The 25,603-nt window shown below is 47.6% G+C and carries 30 protein-coding genes; 16 read left to right on the forward strand and 14 right to left on the reverse strand.

The window, feature by feature from the left end:
- Nucleotides 1-22: 22 nt before the first annotated feature.
- Complete coding sequence (locus HGH91_RS13965) at nucleotides 23-1,036, forward strand: LacI family DNA-binding transcriptional regulator (RefSeq protein ID WP_168739118.1); 1,014 nt, start codon at nucleotides 23-25, stop codon at nucleotides 1,034-1,036.
- On the opposite strand, the gene HGH91_RS13970 is transcribed toward HGH91_RS13965, so the two are convergent.
- The 8 genes from HGH91_RS13970 to HGH91_RS14005 form a co-directional block, all read right to left on the reverse strand.
- A complete protein-coding gene (locus HGH91_RS13970; protein WP_168739119.1) occupies nucleotides 1,023-1,235 on the reverse strand; it encodes a hypothetical protein in 213 nt (70 codons plus the stop codon). The two genes, HGH91_RS13965 and HGH91_RS13970, sit on opposite strands and share 14 nt — an antisense overlap.
- A gap of 87 nt (nucleotides 1,236-1,322) precedes the next feature.
- Nucleotides 1,323-2,285 carry a polyprenyl synthetase family protein gene (locus HGH91_RS13975; protein ID WP_168739120.1) on the reverse strand — a complete coding sequence of 321 codons (963 nt, stop codon included), beginning with the start codon at nucleotides 2,283-2,285 and terminating at the stop codon, nucleotides 1,323-1,325.
- Nucleotides 2,286-2,360: 75 nt separating this feature from the next.
- A complete protein-coding gene (locus HGH91_RS13980; protein ID WP_168739121.1) occupies nucleotides 2,361-2,786 on the reverse strand; it encodes a DoxX family protein in 426 nt (141 codons plus the stop codon).
- A 3-nt stretch (nucleotides 2,787-2,789) separates the two neighbouring features.
- Nucleotides 2,790-3,539: a DUF2063 domain-containing protein gene (locus HGH91_RS13985; protein WP_168739122.1), complete on the reverse strand. Its 750-nt coding sequence runs from the start codon at nucleotides 3,537-3,539 to the stop codon at nucleotides 2,790-2,792.
- Nucleotides 3,523-4,350, reverse strand: coding sequence for a DUF692 domain-containing protein (locus tag HGH91_RS13990; RefSeq protein WP_168739123.1), 828 nt, complete (start codon nucleotides 4,348-4,350; stop codon nucleotides 3,523-3,525). Before HGH91_RS13990 ends, HGH91_RS13985 begins: the two co-directional genes overlap by 17 nt.
- Nucleotides 4,351-4,430: 80 nt before the next feature.
- On the reverse strand, nucleotides 4,431-4,781 hold the full coding sequence (locus tag HGH91_RS13995) for a hypothetical protein (protein ID WP_168739124.1): 351 nt from the start codon (nucleotides 4,779-4,781) through the stop codon (nucleotides 4,431-4,433).
- A 75-nt stretch (nucleotides 4,782-4,856) separates the two neighbouring features.
- Nucleotides 4,857-5,141 (reverse strand): hypothetical protein, encoded by a 285-nt coding sequence (locus tag HGH91_RS14000; protein ID WP_168739125.1) that lies wholly within the window; start codon nucleotides 5,139-5,141, stop codon nucleotides 4,857-4,859.
- Nucleotides 5,142-5,143: 2 nt separating this feature from the next.
- Complete coding sequence (locus HGH91_RS14005; protein WP_168739126.1) at nucleotides 5,144-5,707, reverse strand: sigma-70 family RNA polymerase sigma factor; 564 nt, start codon at nucleotides 5,705-5,707, stop codon at nucleotides 5,144-5,146.
- Nucleotides 5,708-5,941: 234 nt separating this feature from the next.
- On the opposite strand from HGH91_RS14005, the gene HGH91_RS14010 reads away from it, so the two are divergent.
- Entirely contained in the window at nucleotides 5,942-6,658 is a 717-nt protein-coding gene (locus tag HGH91_RS14010; RefSeq protein ID WP_168739127.1) for a hypothetical protein, read from the forward strand.
- 1 nt (nucleotide 6,659) lies between these two features.
- On the opposite strand, the gene HGH91_RS14015 is transcribed toward HGH91_RS14010, so the two are convergent.
- Entirely contained in the window at nucleotides 6,660-7,643 is a 984-nt protein-coding gene (locus HGH91_RS14015) for an acyl transferase (protein ID WP_168739128.1), read from the reverse strand.
- Between the two features lie 149 nt (nucleotides 7,644-7,792).
- On the opposite strand from HGH91_RS14015, the gene HGH91_RS14020 reads away from it, so the two are divergent.
- The 4 genes from HGH91_RS14020 (at nucleotide 7,793) to HGH91_RS14035 (ending at nucleotide 11,911) form a co-directional block, all read left to right on the forward strand.
- On the forward strand, nucleotides 7,793-8,233 hold the full coding sequence (locus HGH91_RS14020) for a hypothetical protein (RefSeq protein WP_168739129.1): 441 nt from the start codon (nucleotides 7,793-7,795) through the stop codon (nucleotides 8,231-8,233).
- Nucleotides 8,234-8,320: 87 nt separating this feature from the next.
- Entirely contained in the window at nucleotides 8,321-9,859 is a 1,539-nt protein-coding gene (locus HGH91_RS14025; RefSeq protein ID WP_168739130.1) for an acyl-CoA carboxylase subunit beta, read from the forward strand.
- Nucleotides 9,860-9,929: 70 nt separating this feature from the next.
- Nucleotides 9,930-10,766, forward strand: a complete 837-nt coding sequence (locus HGH91_RS14030) for a UbiA family prenyltransferase (protein WP_168739132.1) — start codon at nucleotides 9,930-9,932, stop codon at nucleotides 10,764-10,766.
- Nucleotides 10,767-10,810: 44 nt separating this feature from the next.
- Nucleotides 10,811-11,911 (forward strand): M42 family metallopeptidase, encoded by a 1,101-nt coding sequence (locus HGH91_RS14035; RefSeq protein WP_168739133.1) that lies wholly within the window; start codon nucleotides 10,811-10,813, stop codon nucleotides 11,909-11,911.
- 78 nt (nucleotides 11,912-11,989) lie between these two features.
- On the opposite strand, the gene HGH91_RS14040 is transcribed toward HGH91_RS14035, so the two are convergent.
- The 4 genes from HGH91_RS14040 to ytxJ all read right to left on the reverse strand — a co-directional run bounded on the left by HGH91_RS14040 (nucleotide 11,990) and on the right by ytxJ (nucleotide 14,391).
- Nucleotides 11,990-12,760: a hypothetical protein gene (locus tag HGH91_RS14040; protein WP_168739135.1), complete on the reverse strand. Its 771-nt coding sequence runs from the start codon at nucleotides 12,758-12,760 to the stop codon at nucleotides 11,990-11,992.
- 190 nt (nucleotides 12,761-12,950) lie between these two features.
- Nucleotides 12,951-13,370: a type II 3-dehydroquinate dehydratase gene (gene aroQ, locus HGH91_RS14045; RefSeq protein WP_168739137.1), complete on the reverse strand. Its 420-nt coding sequence runs from the start codon at nucleotides 13,368-13,370 to the stop codon at nucleotides 12,951-12,953.
- A 38-nt stretch (nucleotides 13,371-13,408) separates the two neighbouring features.
- Nucleotides 13,409-13,984, reverse strand: a complete 576-nt coding sequence (locus HGH91_RS14050; protein WP_168739139.1) for a UbiX family flavin prenyltransferase — start codon at nucleotides 13,982-13,984, stop codon at nucleotides 13,409-13,411.
- Between the two features lie 74 nt (nucleotides 13,985-14,058).
- Complete coding sequence (gene ytxJ, locus HGH91_RS14055) at nucleotides 14,059-14,391, reverse strand: bacillithiol system redox-active protein YtxJ (RefSeq protein ID WP_168739141.1); 333 nt, start codon at nucleotides 14,389-14,391, stop codon at nucleotides 14,059-14,061.
- Nucleotides 14,392-14,705: 314 nt separating this feature from the next.
- Between ytxJ and HGH91_RS14060 the strand changes: the two genes are divergently transcribed.
- The 9 genes from HGH91_RS14060 (at nucleotide 14,706) to HGH91_RS14100 (ending at nucleotide 24,292) form a co-directional block, all read left to right on the forward strand.
- Nucleotides 14,706-16,067 (forward strand): UDP-N-acetylmuramate--L-alanine ligase, encoded by a 1,362-nt coding sequence (locus HGH91_RS14060; RefSeq protein ID WP_168739143.1) that lies wholly within the window; start codon nucleotides 14,706-14,708, stop codon nucleotides 16,065-16,067.
- Between the two features lie 34 nt (nucleotides 16,068-16,101).
- Entirely contained in the window at nucleotides 16,102-16,875 is a 774-nt protein-coding gene (locus HGH91_RS14065; protein WP_168739145.1) for a 3'-5' exonuclease, read from the forward strand.
- A gap of 72 nt (nucleotides 16,876-16,947) precedes the next feature.
- A complete protein-coding gene (locus HGH91_RS14070; protein ID WP_145671248.1) occupies nucleotides 16,948-17,688 on the forward strand; it encodes a polyprenol monophosphomannose synthase in 741 nt (246 codons plus the stop codon).
- Nucleotides 17,689-17,781: 93 nt separating this feature from the next.
- Nucleotides 17,782-18,672 carry a DMT family transporter gene (locus HGH91_RS14075; RefSeq protein WP_168739147.1) on the forward strand — a complete coding sequence of 297 codons (891 nt, stop codon included), beginning with the start codon at nucleotides 17,782-17,784 and terminating at the stop codon, nucleotides 18,670-18,672.
- A gap of 53 nt (nucleotides 18,673-18,725) precedes the next feature.
- A complete protein-coding gene (locus HGH91_RS14080) occupies nucleotides 18,726-21,563 on the forward strand; it encodes an alpha/beta hydrolase family protein (RefSeq protein WP_168739148.1) in 2,838 nt (945 codons plus the stop codon).
- Nucleotides 21,564-21,739: 176 nt separating this feature from the next.
- Nucleotides 21,740-22,573, forward strand: a complete 834-nt coding sequence (locus HGH91_RS14085; protein ID WP_168739150.1) for a DUF6597 domain-containing transcriptional factor — start codon at nucleotides 21,740-21,742, stop codon at nucleotides 22,571-22,573.
- Between the two features lie 56 nt (nucleotides 22,574-22,629).
- Entirely contained in the window at nucleotides 22,630-23,082 is a 453-nt protein-coding gene (locus HGH91_RS14090) for a GNAT family N-acetyltransferase (protein ID WP_168739152.1), read from the forward strand.
- 38 nt (nucleotides 23,083-23,120) lie between these two features.
- Nucleotides 23,121-23,624 (forward strand): cupin domain-containing protein, encoded by a 504-nt coding sequence (locus HGH91_RS14095; RefSeq protein ID WP_168739154.1) that lies wholly within the window; start codon nucleotides 23,121-23,123, stop codon nucleotides 23,622-23,624.
- Between the two features lie 50 nt (nucleotides 23,625-23,674).
- Nucleotides 23,675-24,292 (forward strand): DUF4230 domain-containing protein, encoded by a 618-nt coding sequence (locus HGH91_RS14100; protein ID WP_168739156.1) that lies wholly within the window; start codon nucleotides 23,675-23,677, stop codon nucleotides 24,290-24,292.
- Here HGH91_RS14100 and HGH91_RS14105 read toward each other — a convergent pair.
- Complete coding sequence (locus HGH91_RS14105) at nucleotides 24,289-25,008, reverse strand: hypothetical protein (protein WP_168739158.1); 720 nt, start codon at nucleotides 25,006-25,008, stop codon at nucleotides 24,289-24,291. The genes HGH91_RS14100 and HGH91_RS14105 overlap by 4 nt on opposite strands.
- A gap of 254 nt (nucleotides 25,009-25,262) precedes the next feature.
- On the opposite strand from HGH91_RS14105, the gene HGH91_RS14110 reads away from it, so the two are divergent.
- Nucleotides 25,263-25,580 carry an RNA recognition motif domain-containing protein gene (locus HGH91_RS14110; protein WP_168739159.1) on the forward strand — a complete coding sequence of 106 codons (318 nt, stop codon included), beginning with the start codon at nucleotides 25,263-25,265 and terminating at the stop codon, nucleotides 25,578-25,580.
- Nucleotides 25,581-25,603 lie beyond the last annotated feature (23 nt).

Consider the following 25,603-nt stretch of genomic DNA (forward strand, 5'->3'; position numbering starts at 1 on the left):
ATTAAGTAACACGGGGTAAAATATGGAGAATGTCACGATCCGGATGCTGGCAGAACGACTGCAACTGTCTACCGCCACTATTTCGAAAGCATTGAATAACAGCCATGAAATCAGCGAGGAAACCCGGCAACGGGTGCTGGCACTGGCTGCCGAGCTCAATTACGTGCCCAATCCATATGCCAGCAGCCTCAGGAAAAAGGCCAGCAACACTATCGCAGTGGTGATCCCCGAAGTAGCCGACAGCTTCTTCGCCGAAGCGATTAACGGCATCGAAGCGGTAGCCCAGGAAAAAGGATACCACGTACTCATCTATCTCTCCCACGAAAACTGCCAGAAAGAACAAACCATCCTGAAAGATTTCCAGAGCGGCCGGGTAGACGGGGTCCTGATTTCGGTAACCACAGAAACTACGGCTACCGGGCTGGAACAACTGGTCCGCGACAAACCCGTGGTATTTTTCGACCGGGTCTGTGAAGAAGTAAAAGCCGCTAAAATTACCACCGATGATGCCGCCGCTGCCTACCGGGCCACCACGCACCTCATCGCAGGCGGATGCCGCCGTATAGGGCTGTTATCGGCCTCCCGGCAACTTTCTATCAGCAACAAACGCGCAGAAGGATTCCAGCAGGCACTGCTAGATCATCAACTTCCCCTCCTGCCCAACGCCATTACCTATTGCACCAACGATAGCGCCGCCAACCACCAGCTGCTGAAAACAGCCTTCCTGGAAAATGACTATGACGGCATTATCGCTACTACGGAAAAGCTGTCTACCGCTGTATACGAGGTATGCGAAGCGCTGCAATGGCGCATCCCGGAAGACTTACAGGTGATAGGATTCTCTAACCTGTCTACCGCCCGCTTCCTCCACCCTTCCCTCACCACCATCACCCAACCGGCTTTTGAAATGGGCAAAGCGGCAGCTACCCTGCTGTTTCGCGCCCTAAAAAGCAATAACTTCCCATTGCAACAGCAACAGGAAGTTATTCCTTCTTCTCTCATCGCCAGGAACTCCACCCTGGCTAAGGATAAGTAATACGAACAATGCGGTTGGCCGTACGGAAATCGAACTTCGTAAAACTACCCACTACCAGCAGCGACTTTTCCCCCGCCTGCGGTATCACCCGGGTTACGCTGTTCACATTCCCATTCGCCCCGTTATCACCTACCGCCGAAAATCCCCCGAAACTATTGTAGGTAGCGTGTACAGAGCCATCGGCATTCAGTATAATCATATTGTTGCGCTGCCGTCAGACCGCATGCAAAACGTCGCATACACACAACAGGACAATACTTGTAATCTGTCCGGAATATTATACAAATTAATATGCCCGGTCGGTGGTATAACGAACCAACTCCTCCAAAGCAGCGCGAACAGGGGATGCGGGGAATTTATATAAAATTTCGAATGCCTCATCACGAAATATCATCATCTGCCTGGCGGCATAATCCAATCCACCTGACTGGTTTACTATATCTACCACGTAATTTACTTTATCTCTGTCAGTATGCTGATGTTTTACAATATACAATAGCTTTTTGCGGGTAACAGGATCGGCATGCTGTATAGTATAGATAAGCGGAAGCGTTACTTTCTTTTCTTTAATATCATTGCCAGTAGGTTTTCCCACATCGTTTTTACCATAGTCGAATAAATCATCTTTAAGCTGGAAAGCCATCCCTACTTTTTGTCCGAAGGCATGCAGCAATTGTACAGTATCTGGATCCCTGGCAGTAGAAGCAGCACCGGCAGCACAAGCTGCCGCTAAAAAAGAAGCTGTTTTAGCATGAATGAGTGCATAGTAATCTGACTCCTCGAAACTCAGCTTATTGGATTTGGTCATTTGTATTAACTCCCCCTCTATCATCTGCTGTATAGCATCGGAATAAATTTGCAGCAAGACAGGATCGTTGTTATCAAGTGCCAATAATACACCTTTGGTAAACAGCTGATCTCCCACCAGCACAGACACTTTATTTTTCCACAGGGCATTCACGGAAAATGCGCCACGACGCCTCATCGCGTCATCCACCATATCATCATGCACCAGCGAAGCCGTATGCAACAACTCTACCAGCAAAGCAGCCCGGTAGCTACTGTCATTAACGTCTCCGCATAAACGTGCGCACAACAATACAAACATAGGTCGCATTTGCTTCCCTTTATGAGCGGCAATATCAGCCATAATGCGGTTCAGCAGCACCACATCACTTTTCATGGCATCATTAAATATTTGTTCAAATTGTTGTAACTCGCTACAGATCGTTTCCCTGGCTAATTGCATAGAATGATTGCTAAGAATGCGCCGAAAATACTACATCTGCCGGAAAAATGATATTATATCCAAAAAGGTAACCGGCTAAGAACGTTCCAGGAAATAGTCGACGCCTATCCTTCCTCCTCCAAATATCAGCAGGGTAAATAGCATTACCAGGTAATACAACGGTATTTCATAGCCGTTATCCCCGGCAGCAAACCCATTGCTCCAGTGAACGGTGGCAATAGCTACCACCATACTAAACATAAGCGGAAGTGTAATATAGCGTACAAACAAGCCAAGGGTTAACAACACTACGCCCGCAACCTCGGTACATCCTACCAGGTAAGCGCTGATATAAGGCAAAGGAATATGCAATTGTTTAAACCAATCCCCTATACCATGTATATCACTCCACTTCATGCTGGCCGGCAGGTAAAAACCATAAGCCAATACCAGTCGCATCAATAATAGTGGCAGGTCGCTGATCACCGATAAACAGCGCGCCATCCGGGCATATGTACGCATAAATTACGATTGAAATCCCAATACAAAATGTTGCTGCTGCATCTCCTTCAAAAATGCCAGCGTATCCAACTCCAGCGTATCCGTGTCCGTTATATGTAACTGTGGTGCGTAATCCAGTATATCCCTTACCGTTATTCCCATGGCCAGCTGCTCTGTTAAAAATGCCAGCCAGGGCGATAAATCCGTAAACTGGATGTTGCCCGTTTCCGGATGACGGTATAATAATGCGAAGTAAATGCCTTTACGGGTCATCAGCTCCCTGCGTTTTGCTTTCAGGTGAACAGGCCAGCTAAACGACAATAGCCGGTGCTCCGGGTTCAATACCAGTGGCGTATCCAGCCAGCTACCTTCTATGCGGTAGGTTGGTACCGGAATGTCCTCCATGTTATATAGCTCCATTTCCGCCCACTCAAATGCCAGCAGGTCATTCAGGTAAGGAATGTCGTATTGCTCGTCCCAGCTATGTTCCACGGCATAGGTATAAAACTCCAGCGGCAGCTTCCACAGCTGGTACGACTGACAGGCATGATCCGCAAAAAAATCTTTTACCATCTTATTCCACTTGCGGGAGGGAATATTAGTAAAGGCAATGGGAAAAGCACTTTCCATGGTATCCCGGATATTATTAAATACCAGGCGCCGGTAGTGAGCCAATCTATCGGCCACTACGCCAGGCAGCTGTACTTTTTTACCGGTTCTGCACCCCTCCGAAAAGGTTTGCTGTATATGATAAGTGTCAGGCAACAAGTTCATCTTTCAATTTCCATTGTTTGTGACAAATACTTTTCAATCTTGTTATTTCACCCTGTAATTCAGCCATCTCCGGGATATTAAAATCTCTTTCCAGCAATACAGGTACCGGTTGCAGATGCGCCAGGGTCCATTCAAACAGGTCATATACCGGATCTATAATAGGCTCTCCATGTGTGTCAATAATCAGGTCGGGCGCTACCTGTTCATGCCCTGCCATATGTATATAAGCAATGCTGCTCAGCGGCAGTTGTTGAATAAATGCCTTTGCATCATACTGATGGTTGAAAGCATTTACATAAATATTATTTACATCCAGTAATAACTGGCAACCGGAACGCTTTACTACTTCATTGATAAAATCAATCTCGCTCATTTCTGCGGCTACCGGCGTATAATAAGAAACAATTTCCATGGCCAGTGAGCGCTGCAGATAGTCCTGCACCTGCTGTATGCGCGAAACGATATGCTGTACGGCGTCCATCCGGAAAGGAATGGGCAACAGGTCATACATGTGTGCATTGTCGCATTTGGAATAACTCAGGTGCTCTGAATACAGCTGTACTTTATACTCCTGGAGAAATGTCTTTACATACGCCAGGAACTCCTTATCCAACGCATCAGGGCTACCGATTGATAATGAAAGCCCATGACATAACACGAGATATTTTTCCACCACGCGGTGCAATATCTTCTTCCAATAACCTCCTATGTTCATCCAGTTTTCGGGGGCCAACTCAATAAAATCTGGCCTGATATGTTCGCCGCTGATCAGCTCTTCGGCAAACTCCCTCCTGAAACCAACACCTACCATGACTATACGATTTAGGGTGTTCAAAAATGAGGAAAGGCTGGCGGTTGCGTACTACACCAGCCATTCCTGCTGATAAAAAATTACTGGCCAGACTTAGTGGTAGTTGGCTTGGTCTTGCCTTTTGCATCGCCTTTTTTCTCGCCTTTTTTGTTACCGCATTTGCCTTCTCCACATTTGCCCTGTCCGCATTTGCTGTCTTTTGATTTACCGGCAGAGGCACTGTCTTTTTTTGCACCGCAGTTGAGTTCAATAGCGCTGGCAGTAGCACCGGAAGTACCTGTCAACGCATTTCTCACAGCTGCGCCAGAACCCAGGTTAGTGTAACTAACGGGTTTCGCAGATACCTGCAGGGAAGCTAAACCCATGATAGCACCGGCTACCAGTGAACCGGAAAACAGTACATTCTTGTTGATGGCTTTGTTGTTTTTCATGATCTTAGAATTTTTAAAAAACGGAGTGAAAAAAAGTATGTATGTAGTTGTTTAGACGCAGTGATGAAATTTTCCTTACAGGTTTCCGGCATTATTTTTTAAATATGTTGCAATCAATACTTCCCACTGCTGTTTTACCTGCTCATCTGGTGCGGCAAAAGCAGTCTCCCTGTACTTCTCCAACTGCCGGTGTATAATAGCTATCTGCTTTACATATCTCCTGCAGTATACGCACATCAGTAAATGGAATTTTAATCCCATTCGTTGTATCCAGGTAAGCGGCTCCTGCTGTAAACGTTTCTCTGCCAGCATCGTCACGTCTTTACAACAGGGCATCAGGTGATGTAAATGTTTTCCCATTGTCAATTACTGAACCAATTTTTTTCAAGACATGCCCTTAATTGTAACCGGGCCCGGTGAATGATCACCCAATAGTTAGACGAGGTAAGCGAAAGATCCTTACAGATATCCTTAGATTTTTTTTCATCGAGATATTTATGTTGTATAACTGCTTTGCCTAAACTTGTTAATTTATCCATGCAGGTGCGTAATATCCGGAAGAAATCGGCCTGTTCCGCTTTACTATTAATAGTAGTTGCCCATGCCTGTGGGGCCATTTCGCTTCGCCAATGCCCTTTCTCATTAAAAAAAGTCAGCTGTGGATCAGGGTCTTCAATATCAATTGTTGTTATAGCAGCTTTACTTGCCGTTCGAAAGTGATCATTTATTTTATTCTTAAGAATGGCCAGCAGCCAGGTTTTCTCTGAGCTCTCACCCCGAAATTGGTTCATAGACTGTAAGCCGCTGAGAAAAGTATCCTGTACCAGGTCTTGTGCCAGCCCGGTATCTGATACCCGGCTACAGGCAAATTTATACAATTCGTCTGCATATAACTTTACCCACACCGTTGGATTACAGGTTGTCATAACTTGTAGTACTATTGACTGCCATCTTTCTGCCTGCTTATACACTGAGGTATATCGCTGAAGAATGATTACGGAAATATACCTGTTTTGGTTTTCTCATGAGCCCAAAAAAATGTTAAAGGCGGATGACTGGTGACAAAGGAATGGTAAAAGGCAATAGAGGGCCTTACTACTATTCGGCGTTTTATAGTAATTTTGACAAGTACCCAATGAAATATGAATTAAACTCGGCCCATGAAAAATGAAATGTCGCCTGTAACGTACACTTACTTTGTTACATTATTAAAAGCGTATCTACGCGGTACTAAAACAAGACAGGAGCTGATTGAAGAGCTGCGTGGTGTTACCCCATGGGAGGAAAAAGAGGAAAACATACATACCGAAGTTAGCCGCCTGTTGTTTCAGGTCGCCAACGAGGTAAATGAAAATTTCTACCAGGATATTGTGAGTGCCATCACCCATGCTACCGATACTGCTCCCACCAGGGAAGGCGTGATCCACCAGTTGGAAGCCGTCCTCACCGGGTTCATAACGCCTGAACAATTGTACCAGTGGGCTACCTGGCATAATGAACCGGATATGGATGCCGTTTCGTTCTTTAACGACATTGCGGTTGACTATTTCTGCACCCAGCTGTTACCGGCCTCCTTTGAGGAGCTGGCGCTCACGGACTATAAACAGGCCCTGAAAATCTTCCAGTCGCCCCATCACGACAGCCTGAAAGATAAAGTGGCCCTGGTACTGCTTTCCCAGAAGGAAAGGCAGCGCTTCCTGTTCTACCTGGGCGATTATATCCAGGGACATAGTTCCCCGGAACAACTGGATGTATATCTTTTACACAAATTTGGAATGGACCACCATTCATTTCCTTATATGTCAGCGCTCTCTGCCATGATGCATGAACCGGCTAAGTTACCGGCACTGTTGCACATGGCCGCCATGAGCGAATAATTCAACTTACCATCAGGCTGCACCCTCTCAGCGCTGAATTATCCAATCGGCCCAGCACTTCAAACAAACCATTGGCGTGTATGCGTCCAATATCTTCGGTGGCGATAAAGGCACAGGAATGGATATTGGCCAGGTCAATAACATTAATGACCCCGGCGCCTTTACCCGTGCTCAGCTGAAACGGATCATTCTCATCTCTCAGCAAAATTTTCATCCAGGGTGGGGTAGCAAACAAACCATTCCCTTTGGAATAGGCCTGCGACAATAGCTCGGTCATCCCATATTCGGCATGAATAACGGAAGCGCCCAAACGTTCCTGCAGGAACGCATGTACTTCCTGGCGGGTCCATTCCTCCCGGCGTCCCTTCATCCCGCCAGTTTCCATCACAATGGTATGGCGCAGATCCAGGGTATACTGCTCGGCAAAATCCAGCAGCCCGAAAGTGACCCCAATTAACAATACCCGCTGTCCCCTGGCCTCCAGCGCCCGTAGCTGGTGATACAACTTATCATGTTCATACAGGTAAAAGCCGCTCTCCGGATGGTCGCTGCGGGTCACCATTTCCTGCACCATCCTCACCAGTGATGAATGCTGCCGCTCCAGGTAAGAAGGCAGCAATCCCAGGATCACGTAATCGTCTACCGGGCCATAAAACTGTTCGAAGGCCGTCATGAAACTACGGGTATAAATGGCGGATTCCTTCACCAGGTGGCGGCTGTTGATCGTTTGGGTGGTACCGCTGCTCTCAAATAGCAGCTCCGGCTCAAAAGTGCCGCTGACCACCGTATGGGATTTGAAAAATTGTATCGGTAGATAAGGAATTTCCAGGATGCTTTTTACGGAAGCCGGTGCAATGCGCAAGGCATCCGTATAAGCCCGGTACAGGTCATTTTCCCGGTACTGGTAACGGAAAAGCTCCAGGGCAGCGGCTTCCAGTCCGTTGTCCTGCAGTGAAAAAATAGTGTCCGGTGATACCACGGTCATGTATAGCTGGCTTTAAAATCTGACAAAGTTAGGGAGAAGAATAAATCTAACGCCAGTAAGTAACAATTGGCATGAAAAAACGTTTTTAGGAAGAAGGGTAGAGATAGCTGAATATTTGTATATTTCCTAAATTAATGTAGGTTTGTTTTATGAAGAAAATTCTGTTTTTGTTCCTGGTGGCTGGATTACTTTACGCCTGTAAAAAAGATAAGATAGGTAGCAAGCCTATTCTCTCCTTCAAAGGATATACAGCGGATAGTGTTACAAATACCACGCAACAGCTGGGCGTTATTATGAATGTCCGGGATGGAGATGGCGATATAGAAGACTCCCTCTGGATAGCCGTTCGATATAGAAATTCTGGCACATCCGATACATTATATACCATTAAACAAATGGGCAGCATTGGTGCCAATAAAGGTAATAGCGTCAACGCCGATGTATATATCAACCTCCTGCCTACCCAGTTCAAAATATCACACCCCTTTATTGCAGACGACAGCATTCACTTTGTAGTATTCATAAAGGATAATGCCGGGAACTTTAGCGATACCATTGGTACCAGGGGCATTCCTTACAATGCACAATAACTAAAATAGCTTACATTTACGATATTGCAGGGATTCCTTTAATAAAGGAATCCTTTTATTTTTAGTTTTACTACTCATTTCTAGCATATGGATAAATTAGAGGAATTACAGTCGAAGATAGCCGAAGCCATGTTGGGTGGCGGCGAAGTACGCATCGCCTCCCAGCATAAAAAGGGTAAGCTTACCGCCCGCGAAAGGATACAGCTGTTGATGGATGAAGGCTCCTTCGAAGAGCTGGATATGCTGGTAACGAACCGCAACCGGGGCCAGACAGCCGACCAGGAACAATTCCTCGGCGATGGCGTAGTAACCGGTTATGGTACTATCAATGGACGCCTTACCTACGTATTTTCCCAGGACTTTACCGTTTACGGCGGTAGCCTCTCCGAACCCCACGCCCGTAAGATCTGTAAAATTATGGACCTGGCCATGCAAAACGGCGCGCCCATCATCGGGCTCAACGACAGCGGAGGCGCCCGCATCCAGGAAGGCGTGGTAAGCCTGGGTGGCTATGCCGATATCTTTTACCGCAACACCAGGGCCTCCGGCGTTATCCCCCAGATATCCGCTATCATGGGCCCCTGCGCCGGCGGAGCCGTATACTCTCCCGCTATCACCGACTTTATCCTCATGGTGGAACAAACCTCCTATATGTTTGTGACCGGTCCTAACGTGGTAAAGACCGTTACCCATGAAGAAGTGACCTCGGAAGAGCTGGGCGGCGCCCAAACCCATGCCGCCAAAAGCGGCGTTACCCACTTCGCCTGCGCCAACGAGGTGGAATGCATACAATATGTAAAACAACTGCTGAGCTATGTTCCGCAAAACTGCGAAGAAACTGCCCCCGTATACCCTTACGAACCGGGCAACGAACGCAGGGAAGCCCTCAACACCCTGATCCCGCTGCATCCCAATCAGCCCTACGATATGAAAGAGGCTATTGAACAAATCGTGGATAAGGGCAGCTTCTTCGAAGTACACAAAGACTTTGCAGAAAACATGATCGTAGGCTTTGCCCGCATTGCCGGCAGAAGCATCGGTATCGTGGCCAACCAGCCAGCGCACCTCGCCGGCGTACTCGATATACATGCCTCTGTGAAAGGCGCCCGCTTTACCCGCTTCTGCGATGCCTTCAACGTGCCCCTGCTGGTACTGGTAGATGTACCCGGCTTCCTCCCCGGCACCGACCAGGAATGGAATGGTATCATCACCAACGGCGCCAAATTACTGTACGCACTCAGTGAGGCTACAGTACCCAAATTGACCGTCACCACCCGCAAAGCCTATGGCGGCGCCTACTGCGTGATGAACTCCAAACATATCGGGGCCGACCTCAACTTTGCCTTCCCCCAGGCCGAAATCGCCGTAATGGGCGCTAAAGGTGCAGTAGAAATCATCTTCAAAAAAGAAATTGATACCGCCCCCGATCCGGAAACACGCATGAACGAGCTGGTGGCCGATTATACGGAACGATTCGCGAACCCTTACCTGGCAGCAGAAAAAGGATATATCGATGAAGTAATCTCCCCGGATCAAACCAGGATCAAACTGATCAAAGCATTCAAAATGCTGGAAAATAAAGTGGTAAATATGCCGAGAAAAAAACACGGCAACATACCTTTGTAGTAGCTGGGCATCAGCGGTTGGCAGTACCTCCCATTGCCAGCCGCCGATAGTTAAAAGCACACCCGTTACTATGTTTCGACAAATTTTCAACTTTATCCTTTTCACATCGATCTATATTTCGCTGTGCGCACTATTGATGATCTGGCAAACCAATCGACTGCTGGACCTTCAATACCCGGAAAATACCTTCTATCTCTTTGTTTTCTTTTCCACGATCTGCAGCTATAACTTCCACTGGTACCTTACTCCCGGCACCTATTCGTCTTCGGAAAGGATCCGCTGGGGCAACCGGCACCGTATCCTTATGCTCCTGCTCTGTGGCGTTGGCGCTATCGGCTCGCTCTGGTTCTTCTGGCAACTCAGGGAACATTGGCTGGTGCTCTCCGGCAGCGCTATCCTTACCTTCCTCTATTCAGCACCTAAAGTACCTCATGCTGCTTTCCGCTGGCTCAGCAAAATAGCCATCGGCAAAACCCTGTTCCTGACGTTTGTATGGACGTATGTTACTACCGTATTGCCTGCATTGGTAGCCTGCAAATTCCAGGTAGAAGCCCTGGTATTCCTCTCCCTCCACCGCTTCTTCCTGATTTATGCCATCTGCATTTTGTTCGACTACCGCGACCTGGAATCCGATAAAAAAGAAGGCATCCGCAGCCTGATCACCTTCCTTGACGAAAAAAATCTCAACAGGCTATACTATTTCTCTTTGCTCATGGCAGCGGTATCAGCAGGACTCATGGGCCCCTTCTCCACCCTGCCCGCCATCATGACGTTGATGGTACCGGTGATTACTACCGCCCTCATCACGCGTAAAGCGCAGCATACCGACTCTGACTACCTCTTCTATTTCGTACTCGATGGATTTATGGCGCTATCTGCATTGTTATACCTGCTGGGTAATCTCTAAAAAGCTATTTTCCTTACATTTGTCCGGTCTCAATCTGGAACATTATGTCTAAAAAACAGAAATCAATATTTACCAAGGAATCACTGGCATTCCTCGCCAATTACCTGAATAACCCTTCTCCGACCGGCTTTGAAAAAGAAGGACAAAAACTCTGGTTGAAATATCTTACGCCTTATATCGACGAACACTTCGTAGATGCCTATGGCTCCGCGGTGGGTGTTATCAATCCTAAGGCGCCTTTTAAGGTAGTCATTGAAGCACATGCCGATGAAATTTCCTGGTTTGTAAACTATATCTCACCGGAAGGGCTGATCTACGTTATCCGCAATGGTGGCTCCGATCAACAGATTGCTCCCTCCAAGAGAGTAAATATCCATACAGAAAAAGGCGTGGTAAAGGCTGTATTCGGCTGGCCCGCCATACATACCCGCATTCGCAGCGGAGACGGCAAAGAACCACAACCTAAAGTAGAAAATATCTTCCTCGACTGTGGCGCCCGTTCCCGTAAAGAAGTAGAAGACCTGGGCATCCACGTGGGTTGTGTATGTACTTTTGAAGATGGATTTGAAGAGCTAAACTACGACTACTATATCTGCCGCGCCATAGATAACCGTATCGGCGGTTTCATGATTGCAGAAGTAGCCCGCCTGCTGAAAGAAAAGAAACAGGAGCTGCCTTTCGGTCTTTATATCGTCAACGCCGTGCAGGAAGAAGTAGGTTTAAGGGGCGCAGAAATGATTGCCAAACGCATTAAACCCAATGTGGCCATCATTACCGATGTGACCCACGATACTACCACACCGATGATCAATAAAAACATCGAAGGAGAAATCAAATGTGGCAATGGTCCCAGCATCACCTACGGTCCGGCGGTACACAACATTCTCCGCGACCTGATCATCAAAACAGCTAAAAAGAACGATATCCCGCACCAGCTGCACGCCGTAAGCCGCAGCACCGGCACCGATACCGACGCTTTTGCGTACAGCAATGATGGTACGCCTTCTGCCCTCATCAGCCTTCCACTCCGCTATATGCACACTACCGTGGAAATGGTGAAGAAAGATGATATCGAGAATACCATCCAGCTTATTTATCATACCCTGCTGAATATTACCCCTAAGACGAATTTTCAGTATTTGTAATCACGCAAAGTAATAAAGAAGCAAAGCCGCAAAGGATAATATCTTTGCGGCTTTGCTTCTTTATTACTTTGCGTGACATTAGTTCTTAAAGAAATCCTGCGCCCTGGTGGTCTGCTCTACCCAGGCGCCTGAATTAGGCTGCATCACATACTCGCTCAATCCCACATGCTTGGCGCCCGGCGCCCAATCGTAAGTATATCCCATCCGTGTCCAGGGGTAGTGATAATCCGTAGCGGCGGTAAGCGGGCGATAATAAGCGAAAATAATGTAGTTGTTAAACCAGGTGGTATAGTCGGCCGACACACTGCCCACCAGCACAGGGCCGGTAGTTTTGGTGTCGATCGCCGGGTTGCCGGCCGGCCGGTACAGGCGATCAGCCTTTACCCACATAGTGGATATATGCGTATTAGTTTTGGCATTCACTGGTGGAAGTCCTAACAGCTGGCAAATACGTTGAATGGTATCGGAACTGGCCGTAAAAGAAGGACCAATCTTGTTTTTCATCTGTTTGGGAATAAACAGCCAGGCATCCCCCCAAACCGTGGTAATGGAGTCGCCGGCTGGGTAGCTGGAAGGATAACGCATAAAGGTGCCCATCAGCACATACGACTGCCCATTGATAGTTTTCCATTGCAAATCCGGGTTGGTGGGCGTAATGGGCCACAGCTGATCGGTAATTTCGCTGCTATCCGCCACCATGGCATCCTGTACGGCCTGGGCATACAACTGTGCTAAGCTGGGGGTAGGCGGTGGTATTGGGTCATCATTTTTTTTACAACCTGTAAAAACGAGAGCGGCCATTAAAAAGAGCGTCAGCAGCGCCTGACCATTGAGGTGATAGTGTTTCATAGAAGTGGTTTTCTGGATAATGGTGATGAAAATATTGATTATTTCGAGCGCTGCAAGTATATGTATTTCAAGGGAATAAACAAAAAAACGATTTACACGCAGAGAAGCGAAGGAGCAAACACACAAAAGAATTTATTATCTCTTTGCGTCTTTGCTCCTTCGCTTCTTTGCGTGTTATCTTATTCGCGTACTAATCAATCACAAAATACTCCACTCCCAACTGGTACCCCTTCAAACCCAGGCCACAGATACAGCCTACGCACTTAGGCGCAATCAGGGAGGTATGCCGGAATTCTTCCCGGGCATATACGTTGCTGATATGGATTTCCAGCACCGGTGTTTTGATCCCTGCAATAGCATCCCGGATGGCAACGGAAGTATGCGTATAGGCGCCCGCGTTAAGCAGGACACCATCATAGGAAAAACCCACTTCATGCAGATAGTTGACCAGTTCCCCTTCTACATTGCTTTGGTAGTAAGTAAAAGTGATGTCGGGGAAATGTCTTTGCAGGTGCTTAAAATATTGTTCGAAAGATTCACTGCCGTAAATGCCTGTTTCACGCTTCCCGAGCAGGTTTAAGTTAGGCCCGTTAATAATAGCTATTTGCATGATAATGGTTATAAAATTGATGAATACGGCTAAGATAATTAATCCTCTTTATTATCACTACCCCAGCGGAAGGTTTGTTGTTCTATACCCGCCAGGTCAATGATCCGGTCTACCACGGTGGCCGCCATTTCTTCGAGGGTGGCAGGCACGCTGTAAAACGAAGGCGTAGCCGGGCAAATGATGCCACCGGCCATCGTTACCGCTTCCATGTTCTTAATATGTACCAGGTTATAGGGCGTTTCCCTGACCACGCAAATCAGTTTCCGCCGCTCTTTTAATACCACGTCTGCGGCGCGGGTGATCAGGTCGTTCGAAATACCGGTAGCAATACGCCCCAGCGTACCCATAGAACAAGGGCAAATAATCATGGTATTAAACCTCCCGGAGCCGGAAGCAAAAGGTGCATGGAAATCCTGTTGGGTATAAAAGCGGAAAGGCAATTGCTTATAATCTTCGTCTCTCAGTTCTGTTTCCCATACAGTCTTGGCATTTTCGGTCATTACAACGGCTACCTGGTCCAGCTGCGCCTGCGCAGCCTGTAGCTTTTGTAACAACTGTCGGGCATAGATGGAACCACTTGCCCCGGTAACTGCTACTACTATACGATGTTTCATTGGCTATGCTGTTGATGACACAAAGCTAGCCTATTATCCGTTACCGGGTGACAGTTCTTTATAAAACCGGAAGATTATAACCCTGCCTGGTCAGTAATTTCATCCATCAGGATGCCACTATGACTCTCATTGTAAATGCAAACGCCATTACGGATCAGCAGTACCTGTGGAGATTCGTGAGGTACCTGGTATAGTGCGGCGATTTTATCAGATATTGGACGGTAAGACAGTAAGTCCAGGTAGTAAAACGTTAACCCTGCCGGCTCACCTGCCCGTTCCAATCTCGCTTTTGCCATCGAACTGATAGAACAACGCGTGCTGTGCTTAAAAATAGCTACCGGCTGATGAGCAGATGCAGTATTGATCTCAGATAGTTGTTCCTCGCTGGTTAACGTTTTCCAATTCATTTTTTAACATGCTTTATTAGGTGCTGTCGCGTGCGTCTTCGCCATGCCTCTCATCGGACATCCTAGTTTCTGGTGCGTTGCGCAGGACGTTAAGAGAAGCGCAAAGATACAAACCATACCGGTGTAGCCCAAAATTCTTACAAAAGATTGCATACTGGGAGATTTAAAATATTATAACTAAAACGAATTTTTCACAGGAATTATGATACGACAACTTTTTTAATCGTCTTTTGTGACGTTATTTTGCAAATATAGAAAATACATTAAAAAAAACAACAATGTCATTTTCGGGCAGCCCGAAAATATTCAGCGTTATGACAAAAGTACATTTTATTGCTATAGGCGGCAGCGTAATGCATCAACTGGCCATTGCGCTCAAAAATAAAGGCTACCAGGTGACCGGCAGCGATGACGAAATATTCGAACCCGCACTGTCAAACCTCCGGCTGGCAGGCATCTTGCCGGACCATACCGGCTGGGACGCCACGCGCATAACGCCCGACCTCAACGCCGTTATCCTCGGCATGCACGCCCGGGAAGACAACCCCGAACTGATTAAAGCCCGGGAATTACAACTCAAAATATACTCCTTCCCGGAATACATCTTCCAGGAAAGTAAAAATAAAACACGGGTAGCCATCGGTGGTAGCCACGGCAAAACCACCACCACCGCCATGGTCATGCATGCCCTCCAATACCAGCACACGGCATTCGACTACCTCGTAGGCGCCAAATTGGAAGGATTTGCCCAGTCGGTAAATATTACAGACGCCCCGGTCATCGTATGCGAAGCGGACGAATACCCCGCCTCCGCCATCGAAAAAAGACCAAAATTTCATTTCCTCCACCCGCAAATTGCCGTACTAACCGGCATTGCATGGGATCATATCAACGTGTTTCCCACCTACGAGATCTATAAAGAACAATTTGCCATATTTATACGCCAGATGGAACCCGGACAGGTACTGATTTATAACAGTACTGACGCCGAATTATCCAACCTGGTTACCGCCACCGGGCAACACCTCACCCTGATCCCCTACGCATTGCCGGAACACCGCATTACCAATGGGGTTACTGAGGTATTTTTCGGGGATCACCACGCCAGCCTGGAAGTATTCGGGGATCATAACCTGCTCAACCTCCACGCCGCCAAACTGGTATGCAACCAGCTGGGACTCTCCGATGAAGCATTTCTCGCCGCCATTGCCAGCTTCAAAGGCGCCGCAAAGCGACTGGAACTGGTGGCGAAGAATGAACACGGCGTCATTTACCGCGATTTCGCGCATGCCCCTTCCAAGGTAAAAGCCACCATGGAAGCCACCCGGCACCAGTTCCCCAACCGGAAACTCATCGCTGTACTGGAACTCCATACCTATAGCAGCCTCAACGCTGACTTCCTGGAGCAATACCAGGGCGCATTAGACAGCGCCGATATCGCTGTTGTGTTCTACAGCAAACATGCCCTCGAAATTAAAAGAATGCCCGACCTGGCGCCGGAACTGGTAAAGCAACGCTTTGGCCGCAATGACCTCCACGTTTTCTCCAACCGGGAAAACCTGGAAGCCTTCCTTCATGCCCAGCAATACCAGGACACCAACCTGCTCCTGATGAGCTCCGGCACGTACGACGGCCTCGATTTCAGCAAGCTGAAAGAACTATTACCCAATCACTAAATCTCCCAATCACAAAATATAAATATTATATATAATGCCTTCTTTGCTCCTCAAAAGGCCGCTGGCCGTTATCGATCTCGAAACTACCGGTACTAACGTAGCTTCTGATCGTATCATCGAAATTGCGATCATTAAAGTATTTCCGGACAAAACAACCCAGTCCAAAGTAAAACGTATTAACCCCGGAATGCCGATCCCCGCAGGATCTACAGCAATTCATGGTATCAGGGACGAAGATGTGAAAGATGCCCCCACCTTTAAACAGGCGGCACATGAACTCAAACAATTTATGGACAATTGCGACCTCGCCGGTTACAATTCCAATCGCTTCGATATCCCCCTGCTGGTAGAAGAATTCCTCCGCGCCAGCGTTGAATTCGACATCAGCAAACGTAAATTCGTAGATGTACAGCGGATTTTCCACCTCATGGAAAAACGTACCCTCGCCGCTGCCTATAAGTTCTATTGTGATAAACAACTGGAAAACGCCCACAGCGCAGAAGCCGACGCTCTGGCCACCTACGAAATACTGGAAGCCCAGCTCGGACGCTATGAACACCTGCAGCAAGATGTGGATGCCCTCGCGGAATTCACCAAAGAAGAAGACTATATCGACTTCGCCAGACGCCTTGTAATGCAGGGTGGACAAGAGGTTTTCAACTTCGGAAAATACAAGGGCCGCTCCGTCAGAGAAGTGCTCAAGGCCGAACCACAATATTACGACTGGATGATGAAAGCCGATTTCCCGCTCAATACAAAACAAAAACTGTCAGAGATCTTCCATAATATGATGTTAAAAAAAATGTAATGTTAACGCTGAAGATCATATCTTGCGGCGGAATTGAATTATTTTCGCAGTCCAAAAATATTATCTCAGGAATTGGAAAAGCTCGTTATCATTCCTACGTACAATGAAAAGGATAACATCCGGAACATCATTGACGCAGTATTTTCCTTACAGGAGAACTTTCATGTACTCATTGTGGATGACGGATCACCCGACGGTACCGGCGCTATTGTAAAATCTTTACAACAGCAACATCCCAATGAATTATTCCTGGAAGAAAGATCCGGCAAACAAGGTCTTGGTACAGCTTATATCCATGGCTTCAAATGGGCCCTGGCTAAAGGTTACCAGTATATCTTTGAAATGGATGCCGATTTCTCGCACAATCCCAAAGACCTGGTACGCCTGTACGACGCCTGCGCCAAAGAAGGGGCAGACGTAGCAGTAGGTTCCCGCTATGTAAAAGGCGGTAAAACCGAAAACTGGCCCTGGGACCGTGCTGTATTGTCTTATGGCGCCTCCATCTATGTGGGTATGATCACCTGGATGCCGGTGAAAGATCCCACCGCCGGATTCGTATGCTACCGCAATACCGTACTGGAAGCCATCAACCTCGACCAGATACAGTTTGTAGGCTACGCCTTCCAGATCGAAATGAAATTTACCGCCTGGAAACTGGGCTTCAAAATCAAGGAAGTGTCCATCACCTTCAAAGACAGGAAAGAGGGATACTCAAAAATGAGCAAAGGCATTGTGAAAGAAGGTATCCTGGGGGTCCTGAAAATACAATGGCAAAGCCTCTTCCGCAACTATAAACGACGGGTGCAGAACTAACTTAATCTAATAATTGCATAGCGTTTAGGGATTTGCTCCTTTTTATATCCAGGTATGAAAAGGAACAAATCCCTAAATACATTAAATGGGGTCATGAAAAAAGCATTTCTCCAGCTACATTTCTCTGTATTTTTAGCTGGATTTACCGGTATTTTGGGAAAATTAATCACCTTAAACGAGGGATTACTAGTGTGGTACCGGCTCTTACTTACATCGGTTACTTTATACGTATTATTCCGCCTCCAGGGCACCTTTAAAAAACTCCCCTGGAAAGATATTCTCCCCATAGGCGCCACCGGCGTGGTGGTTGCCCTGCACTGGCTATTCTTCTATGGCAGTATCAAGTACTCCAACGTATCTATCGGGGTAGTCTGCTTTTCACTCACCAGCCTCTTTACCGCCATCTTCGATCCGCTGATCAACCGGCGCCGCTTCGATGTAGCAGAAATGCTCCTTAGCCTGCTTACGCTGGCAGGTATCCTGCTCATCTTTCATTTCGATACCCAATACCGCTTCGGGATCATCCTGGGCATTATCTCCGCTATGTTTGCCGCCTTGTTCACGGTGTTCAATAAACGGCTCATCAAACGGTTCGATACCTCCACCATCACGTTCTATGAACTGTCTACCGGCTTCGTAGTGCTGACCATGGCCCTGCCCCTGTACCTGCACTTCTCGCCCGTAAATACCCTCCTGCCCTCCGGTATGGATTTTCTCTATCTCCTGGTACTGGCCTGGTTCTGCACCGTGCTCATGTACCTGCTGAGCATGAATGCACTGAAAAAAATATCGCCGTTCACCGTCAATCTGTGCTTCAACCTGGAACCGGTATACAGCATCGTAATGGCTTTTGTATTGTTCCATGAAAACAAGTTCCTCAACAATGCTTTCTATGCCGGGCTAGGCTGTATCATCCTTTCCGTTGGACTCCAAATGTTGCGCGTAGCAAAGGGGAAAACAGCCGCTGATAACGTTTCTCACTAGATAATCAGGCGTATTTTTGTACATTGAGCGTTGGATTAATTACTTTAGCGCTTATGAGAAAAGCTTTTTTGGGGTTGTCCCTTCTGGGAGCAACCCTCGTTACCTATGCACAACAACCTGCCAAAAAGCCGCTGGACCACAGCGTTTACGACAGCTGGCAAAGTATTGGGGCTAAACTGATCAGCAACAACGGGCAATGGGTGGTATATACAGTAATACCACAGGAGGGAGATGGCAACCTGTTTATCTATGACCGTAAGACCGGCCAGTCAACCATCATTCCAAGAGGCAGCAGTCCCGTTATCACAGAGGATGCCCGCTACCTGGTTTGCAGCATCAAACCTCCGTTTAAAGATACCCGCGAGGCCAAAATCAAAAAGAAGAAAGCGGCCGAAATGCCCAAAGATTCTATGGCCATCATCGCACTCGGTCAACCCGGTATCCTGAAAATATCTTCCGTAAAATCTTTTAAAACACCGGAAAAAGGCAGCGGCATACTCGCCTTCCTGCAAGATACACCCGCGGATACCAGCAAGGCCAAAGGCAATAAAAAAACCGCTGCCAGCGACAACGACAGGGCCGACGACGACAAAACCGGCAACGCCAGTACAGAAAGTGGTACCCTCGTGATCCGTCAGCTGCTCACCGGCTTGCAGGACAGCGTAAAACACGTGAAAGAATACGCCTTCAGTAAACCTGGTAACCAACTGCTGGTAGAAACCGGCGCCGACAAAAAAGATTCTCTCTCCCGCAACGCTGTACTGCTCTGGCATACCGCCACCAGGAAAGCGGATACACTCAGTCAGGGCAACACCGACTATAAGCAGTTTGCCTTCGACGAGAAAGGAGAACAAGCCACCTGGGTGGCTACTGCCGATGCCGAAAAAGCCCTGCAGCCTTTCTTTAAACTATACTACTTCAAACCCGGACAAGACAGCGCTGCGGTGATTGCCGATAAAAGCAGTCACGGTATCCCGGCCAACTGGACCATCAGTCCCAATGCCACGCTGGGCTTCAGCAAAGACGGCCAACACCTGTTTTTCGGCACCGCGCCCATACTGCCCGTGAAAGACACCAACCTGGTGGATTTTGAAGTAGCCAAAGTAGATATCTGGAACTATAAAGACGACTACCTGCAACCTATGCAGCTGAAAAATGCGGACAAGGAACTGAAGAGAAGCTATGCAGCCGTATACCACCTGGCCACCAAACAACTGGTACAGCTGGGCGGTAAAGACCTGGAAACCGTACTCTTTCCGGCAGAAGAAAACAGTACTAACGCGCTCGGCTATACGGATAGTGGCGAACGGATTCCCCTGCAATGGGTAGGCCGCACCCTGAAAACCGCGTACCTCCTGGATATCAGCAAGGGCACCCGCAAAAAGATTATAGAAAAACTGGATGGCCAGCTGGCTATTTCTCCCAACGGAAAATATATTATCTGGTACGACCTGGCTAACAAAAACTGGTTTAGCTACAACAATACTACCGGCGCTATAGTGAACATCAGCCAGGGAATTCCCACCAAAGTATACGATGAGGAAGACGATCACCCGGATGCGCCTGAAGCTTACGGTATCGCCGGATGGCTCGCCAACGACGCCGGTCTGCTGATATACGACCGGTACGATGTATGGAAAGTAGACCCTTCCGGAAAAGAAGCGCCTTCCAATTTCACACAGGGGCTGGGCCGCAAGGAAAAGATCCGTCTTCGTTACCTCCGGCTCAATGCCGACCTGAAATATATCCCCGGCAGCACACCGCTGGTATATTCCGCCTTCCAGGAAAACACGAAGTACAATGGCTTCTACGTACAGGATTATCCTAAGAGCCAAAAACTTAAAGCGCCTCAGCAAGTGGTGCTCGGCCCTTATGCCTATGCTGATCTGCAGCGGGCTAAAACCGCACCTGTATTCACTTTCGTAAAAAGCCGCTATGAAATGTCGCCCGATGTATATGCCGGCGAAGAGATAGCAAAAGCTACGCAGCTGAGTCATACCAACCCACAGCAACAAAGCTACAACTGGGGTACCGCTTCCCTCTACAAGTGGAGCACCTTTAGTGGCAAACCTGCAGAAGGTATTCTCTACAAACCGGAAAACTTCGATAGTACTAAAAAATACCCGGTGATCTTTTACTTCTATGAGAAGTTAACCGACGGACTGTACAGTTACCAGGCCCCTGCCCCAACGCCTTCCCGTCTGAATATCTCTTTCTTTGTGAGTCGCGGTTACCTCGTGTTTGCACCGGATATCAGCTATGAAGACGGATATCCCGGTAAAAGCGCCTACGATTACATTGTGAGCGCCGCGGAAAACCTGGCCAAACAACCCTGGGCCGATGGCAAAAACATGGGTATACAGGGGCAGAGCTGGGGTGGCTACCAGGTAGCTTACCTGGTTACACAAACCAACCTGTTTAAAGCCGCCTGGGCGGGCGCTCCGGTCGCCAACATGACCAGCGCCTATGGCGGCATCCGTTGGGAAAGCGGGATGAACAGGCAGTTTCAATATGAACATTCCCAGAGCCGTATCGGTGCTACCTTATGGGATAAAACAGCACTGTACCTGGAAAATTCCCCGCTGTTCAGCCTCCCGCGCGTTACCACGCCAATCGCTATTATGGCCAACGATGCCGATGGGGCCGTACCCTGGTATCAGGGCATTGAGCTGTTTACCGGCTTACGCCGTTTGGGCAAACCCGTTTGGCTGCTCAACTATAACAACGAAGCACATAACCTGGTACAACGCCAGAACCGTAAAGATATACAGCGCCGGGAGCAGCAGTTTTTCGACCACTTCCTCCAGGGAGCACCTGCCCCACAATGGCTGGAAAGCGGCGTACCTGCTACCGAAAAAGGAATTAACTGGGGCTGGGATCTGCAACAGTAACCATCACTGGTAATACTAAAAAGGGGAGAAAGCCGGCGCTTTCTCCCCTTTTTAGTTAAAAACATTTTTCTTAATATAAAATATTTAACATATATTTACAACAACATCGCCACTTTAGCGTATGGTGTGACTTGCAGCGATAGCGATATCCTTAAACACACTTCATTATTGTACCTATGAACTTCCATATCTGTCATCCCGCGGATGCACTTCGTCCTTTTGTAAAGCAGTATTATTTCTGGGAAGATGATACCCGTGGTATTATCCAGCTGCCACAGAATTTATTTGCCCTGGGCGATCAGTACATGGTATTTATCCTGGAGGGTAAAGCTGAAATCAAACCTACCAACCACAAGGCATTTACACTGCCTGCCAATGCGGTACTCGGGCACCTCACCTGCGCTTGTCAGCTACAGGTACAGGGACCGGTAAAAGTGGCCGTAGTGCAGTTAAATGCATATGGGTGTTACCGTTTACTGGGACTGGAAGTAGCTGGTTTCACCAACTATTACCGCAACCTGGCCATAACCGGGCAACCCGGCTGGCAGGAACTATCGGCTGCCTTAAAACAGGTAACGGATCCCAGGGAGATAGAATCCCTGCTGGACGAAGCCTGTATCAAAGCGCTGGCTATACGCGACTGCACCCTCCGGGAAGTAGATGATATGGTAGATTATATGCTGATTATGCAGGGCAATGTGAGCGTAGAAGAGCTGTCGGCCCGCTACGATCTCTCCCGTCCCACGCTGGAACGCATTTTCAGTACTATCGTAGGTATTCCTCCGCAATTATATGCCCGTATGATCCGGTATAAAACGGCCCTCAGCGCGCTGCGGCAGCTGAATTTGCCCGAATGGCAATCACCGGTGGCTACTACCGCCTACTACAACCAGGCGATGTTTATACAGGACTACCTGCAGTTTAATCACCAGGCACCATCTTACTTTGGAGCTGCCACCATTGCACACCTGCCGGTGGCTGGCCGTCACCAGGTAGCAGTTGCCAGTTAAGCCGTAACCAATAAAAAATATTCCCGTATTTTAGTGCATACAACATCCACTGAAGTATGGAAACCATTGAAATACACGAAGGCGAATATACCGTGTCTACCGACCGGTCCAGGCTGGATATCAACGCTATACACGATTATTTGTCACGCGAATCCTATTGGTCGCAAAACATACCATTTGATATTGTAAAGCAATCGGTGGAAAATTCGATACCATTTGGCGTATATCATGGTCAACAACAAATAGGTTTTGCCAGGGTCATTACCGATAACGCGTTATTTGGCTACCTGGCAGATGTATATATACTAACGCCGCACCGCGGCAAAGGATTGTCAAAACTACTGATGCGCATCATCATGAACCACCCCGTTATAAAGGGCCTGCGACGGCTGTTGCTGATTACTTCCGATGCCCACGGCCTATACCGGCAGTTTGGGTTTACCGAAATTCCCAATCCGGAAAAATACATGCAGGTACATATCGCAGACCTCTATACGAAAAAAGAGTAGCGCCCCTGCTTTTCGTTAATCGACCATAACAGGTATCCATGCAATATTCTGCCGCCCATTGGCGTGAACAACTGAAATTACAATCACATGTGGAAGGCGGCGCCTTCCGCGAAACCTATCGTTCTGATTGGGTATTGGATATGACTACCCTGCCTGCGGGCATGAGTGGCAACCGGAATGCCTCTACCTGTATCTATTTTCTGCTGGAAGCGGGTGAATTTTCCGCTTTTCACCGCATTGCCGCCGATGAAATCTGGCATTTTTACGATGGCCATACCCTCACCATCTACGAAATAGCCCCGGGAGGCCGGCTCCTGGTACATAAACTGGGACGCGATATTGCCAACGGCGAAAATTTACAGGTCATTATCACCGCCGGCAACTGGTTTGCTTCCCGGGTAGAAGTTCCCGGAGGATATGCCCTCACCGGGTGTACCGTAGCCCCGGGCTTCGACTTCGCCGACTTTGAACTGGCAGAGAAAGCACCCTTACAGGCAGCCTACCCCGCACATGCATCCCTGATCGACAGTTTGACCAGGTAACGGTAACGCACACACGCCATTACCTGTCCGCTTTTTACTAAATTGCAGTCATGAAAAAAATTATTTACCTCGTTGCTTTGGTACTCATTGTTGTGCTGGTCTTCTGGCTGGGCAAACGCTTTGGCAGCACAGATATGAGCCAGCAGGTAATTTCCAACAGCACCATTGTAAAAGAGATCGCAGAACTGGCCAGCCTCGATGTACAGGGCTCCGCCAGCATCAAAACAAGTAATATTGAAGGGAGTGGCGACTGGACCGATAACCTGAAAAAGGCCTTTCTGGAAAATACGGTATGGGTCACTATTCCCTATGAGGCAAAATATGGTATCAACATCGATGATAAATCCTTCAAAGTACAGCTCACAGAAAAGAAAATTACCATTCACCTGCCGGCTCCCCGCTTATTGAGCTACGAACTGAAAATGGATCGCATGGAAACCGCCAACCGCAAAGGCTGGCTGCTCACCCAAAATGATGAAACCTATACCGATGTACAGAAAAAGCTGTATCAAACTTCCCGCGGGCAACTGGAAAACAATGCCCTGTATATCCAGCAGTCGAAAGAGAAAATAAAGAAGATACTGGAACAGTATTATACACCGTTCCTGAAAGATCATACCCTGGAAATTGTGTATGATGGCGATACCAAAGCCCCTGCCCTGAACTAGGCGGCCTGCCCGGCTATGTACTTTACCAGGCTTCGTTTTGCAATAGGTAGCAAGGTTTCGTCTATGGGTACCACCAGTGGCGTTTCTATACAGTAAACAGCCGGGTTGGGCAGCGCATTCCGTTCCCTGATCAACATGGTTTTAATATGCCCGATGGTATTTACCAGGTCTTTCCGGTATTCCTGTACATACTGGGTATGAATACCCCGGAATTTTTCATCGTGGCGTTCAAAAATCGTTAGCCGGTAGGCATACACCAGCGTGTTATTACATTTCCCGTCGCATAGCAGCAGGTAGCCTTCCCCTGTATCGAGCGGGATCAGTCCTACCGGGAAAATATTGAGGTTTTCTTCTACATACTCGTAAATTTCTGTCCCTTCTTTAATCGTGTTATTGAGCTGTGGCAGAGAGTATTGGATAATATTCTCCAGTTCGGCCATTAACTCATCATCCGCAATCAGTTGTTCATACAGCAACTCCAGTTTCTGCAGATTTACGGCAGTAAGGCGCTTGGGAAACTGCTGCTGCAGAAACTGTTTGTTGTCCCGGAAAGCCACCAGGTTATTGTAATGAAAGATAATGTCTGACAGCTGGGGGTACAGCTTACTCTGGGTGAAGTAGTGGTTGATATCCTGCAGGTAAGCGAGCAAGGTATATTTCTTCAGCTCAAAATCGATATACCCGTCTGCAAACCAGGTTTCGCTTAACGCTCCCATATGAATTAAATTTAATGGATCTTATACTGAATTTACGAAAAAAAACCGGTAAAAAGGAGGGTTTTGCAGGGATAAACGGACATTTTAAATAATATTTCTATGTCGGTCAAACTGTTTACCACAGAGGATCTTATATCATACTACAGAGGTAAAAGCATAGATAACGCCAAAAATATTTTAATGCTAACTTTTTTATTAGACTAATTTTCATAACTTCAGGTATATTATTTTTCATTTTTTTAATTTCAGTTATCATGAACATTTACGTAGCCAACCTGCACTACAGGTTGACCGATGAGGATCTCCATCAGATTTTCAGTGATTTTGGAGAGGTTACCTCCGCTAAGGTTATCAAAGACCACGAAACTGGCCGCTCACGTGGATTCGGTTTTGTGGAAATGCCTAATCAGGAAGAAGGGGCAAAGGCTATGGATAGTTTGAACGGAAGCGAAATCGAAGGAAAACAATTGATGGTAAACGAAGCAAGACCTAAACAACCGAATAATAATTTCAAAGGTGGCGGTGGCAACCGCGGCGGCGGAGGATATGGTTCCCGCGACCGTCGTTATTAATAAATAATCTCCCTTTATTCGGC

Origin of the sequence: Chitinophaga eiseniae (genome assembly GCF_012641265.1) — a bacterium.
GTDB lineage: Bacteria > Bacteroidota > Bacteroidia > Chitinophagales > Chitinophagaceae > Chitinophaga > Chitinophaga eiseniae_A.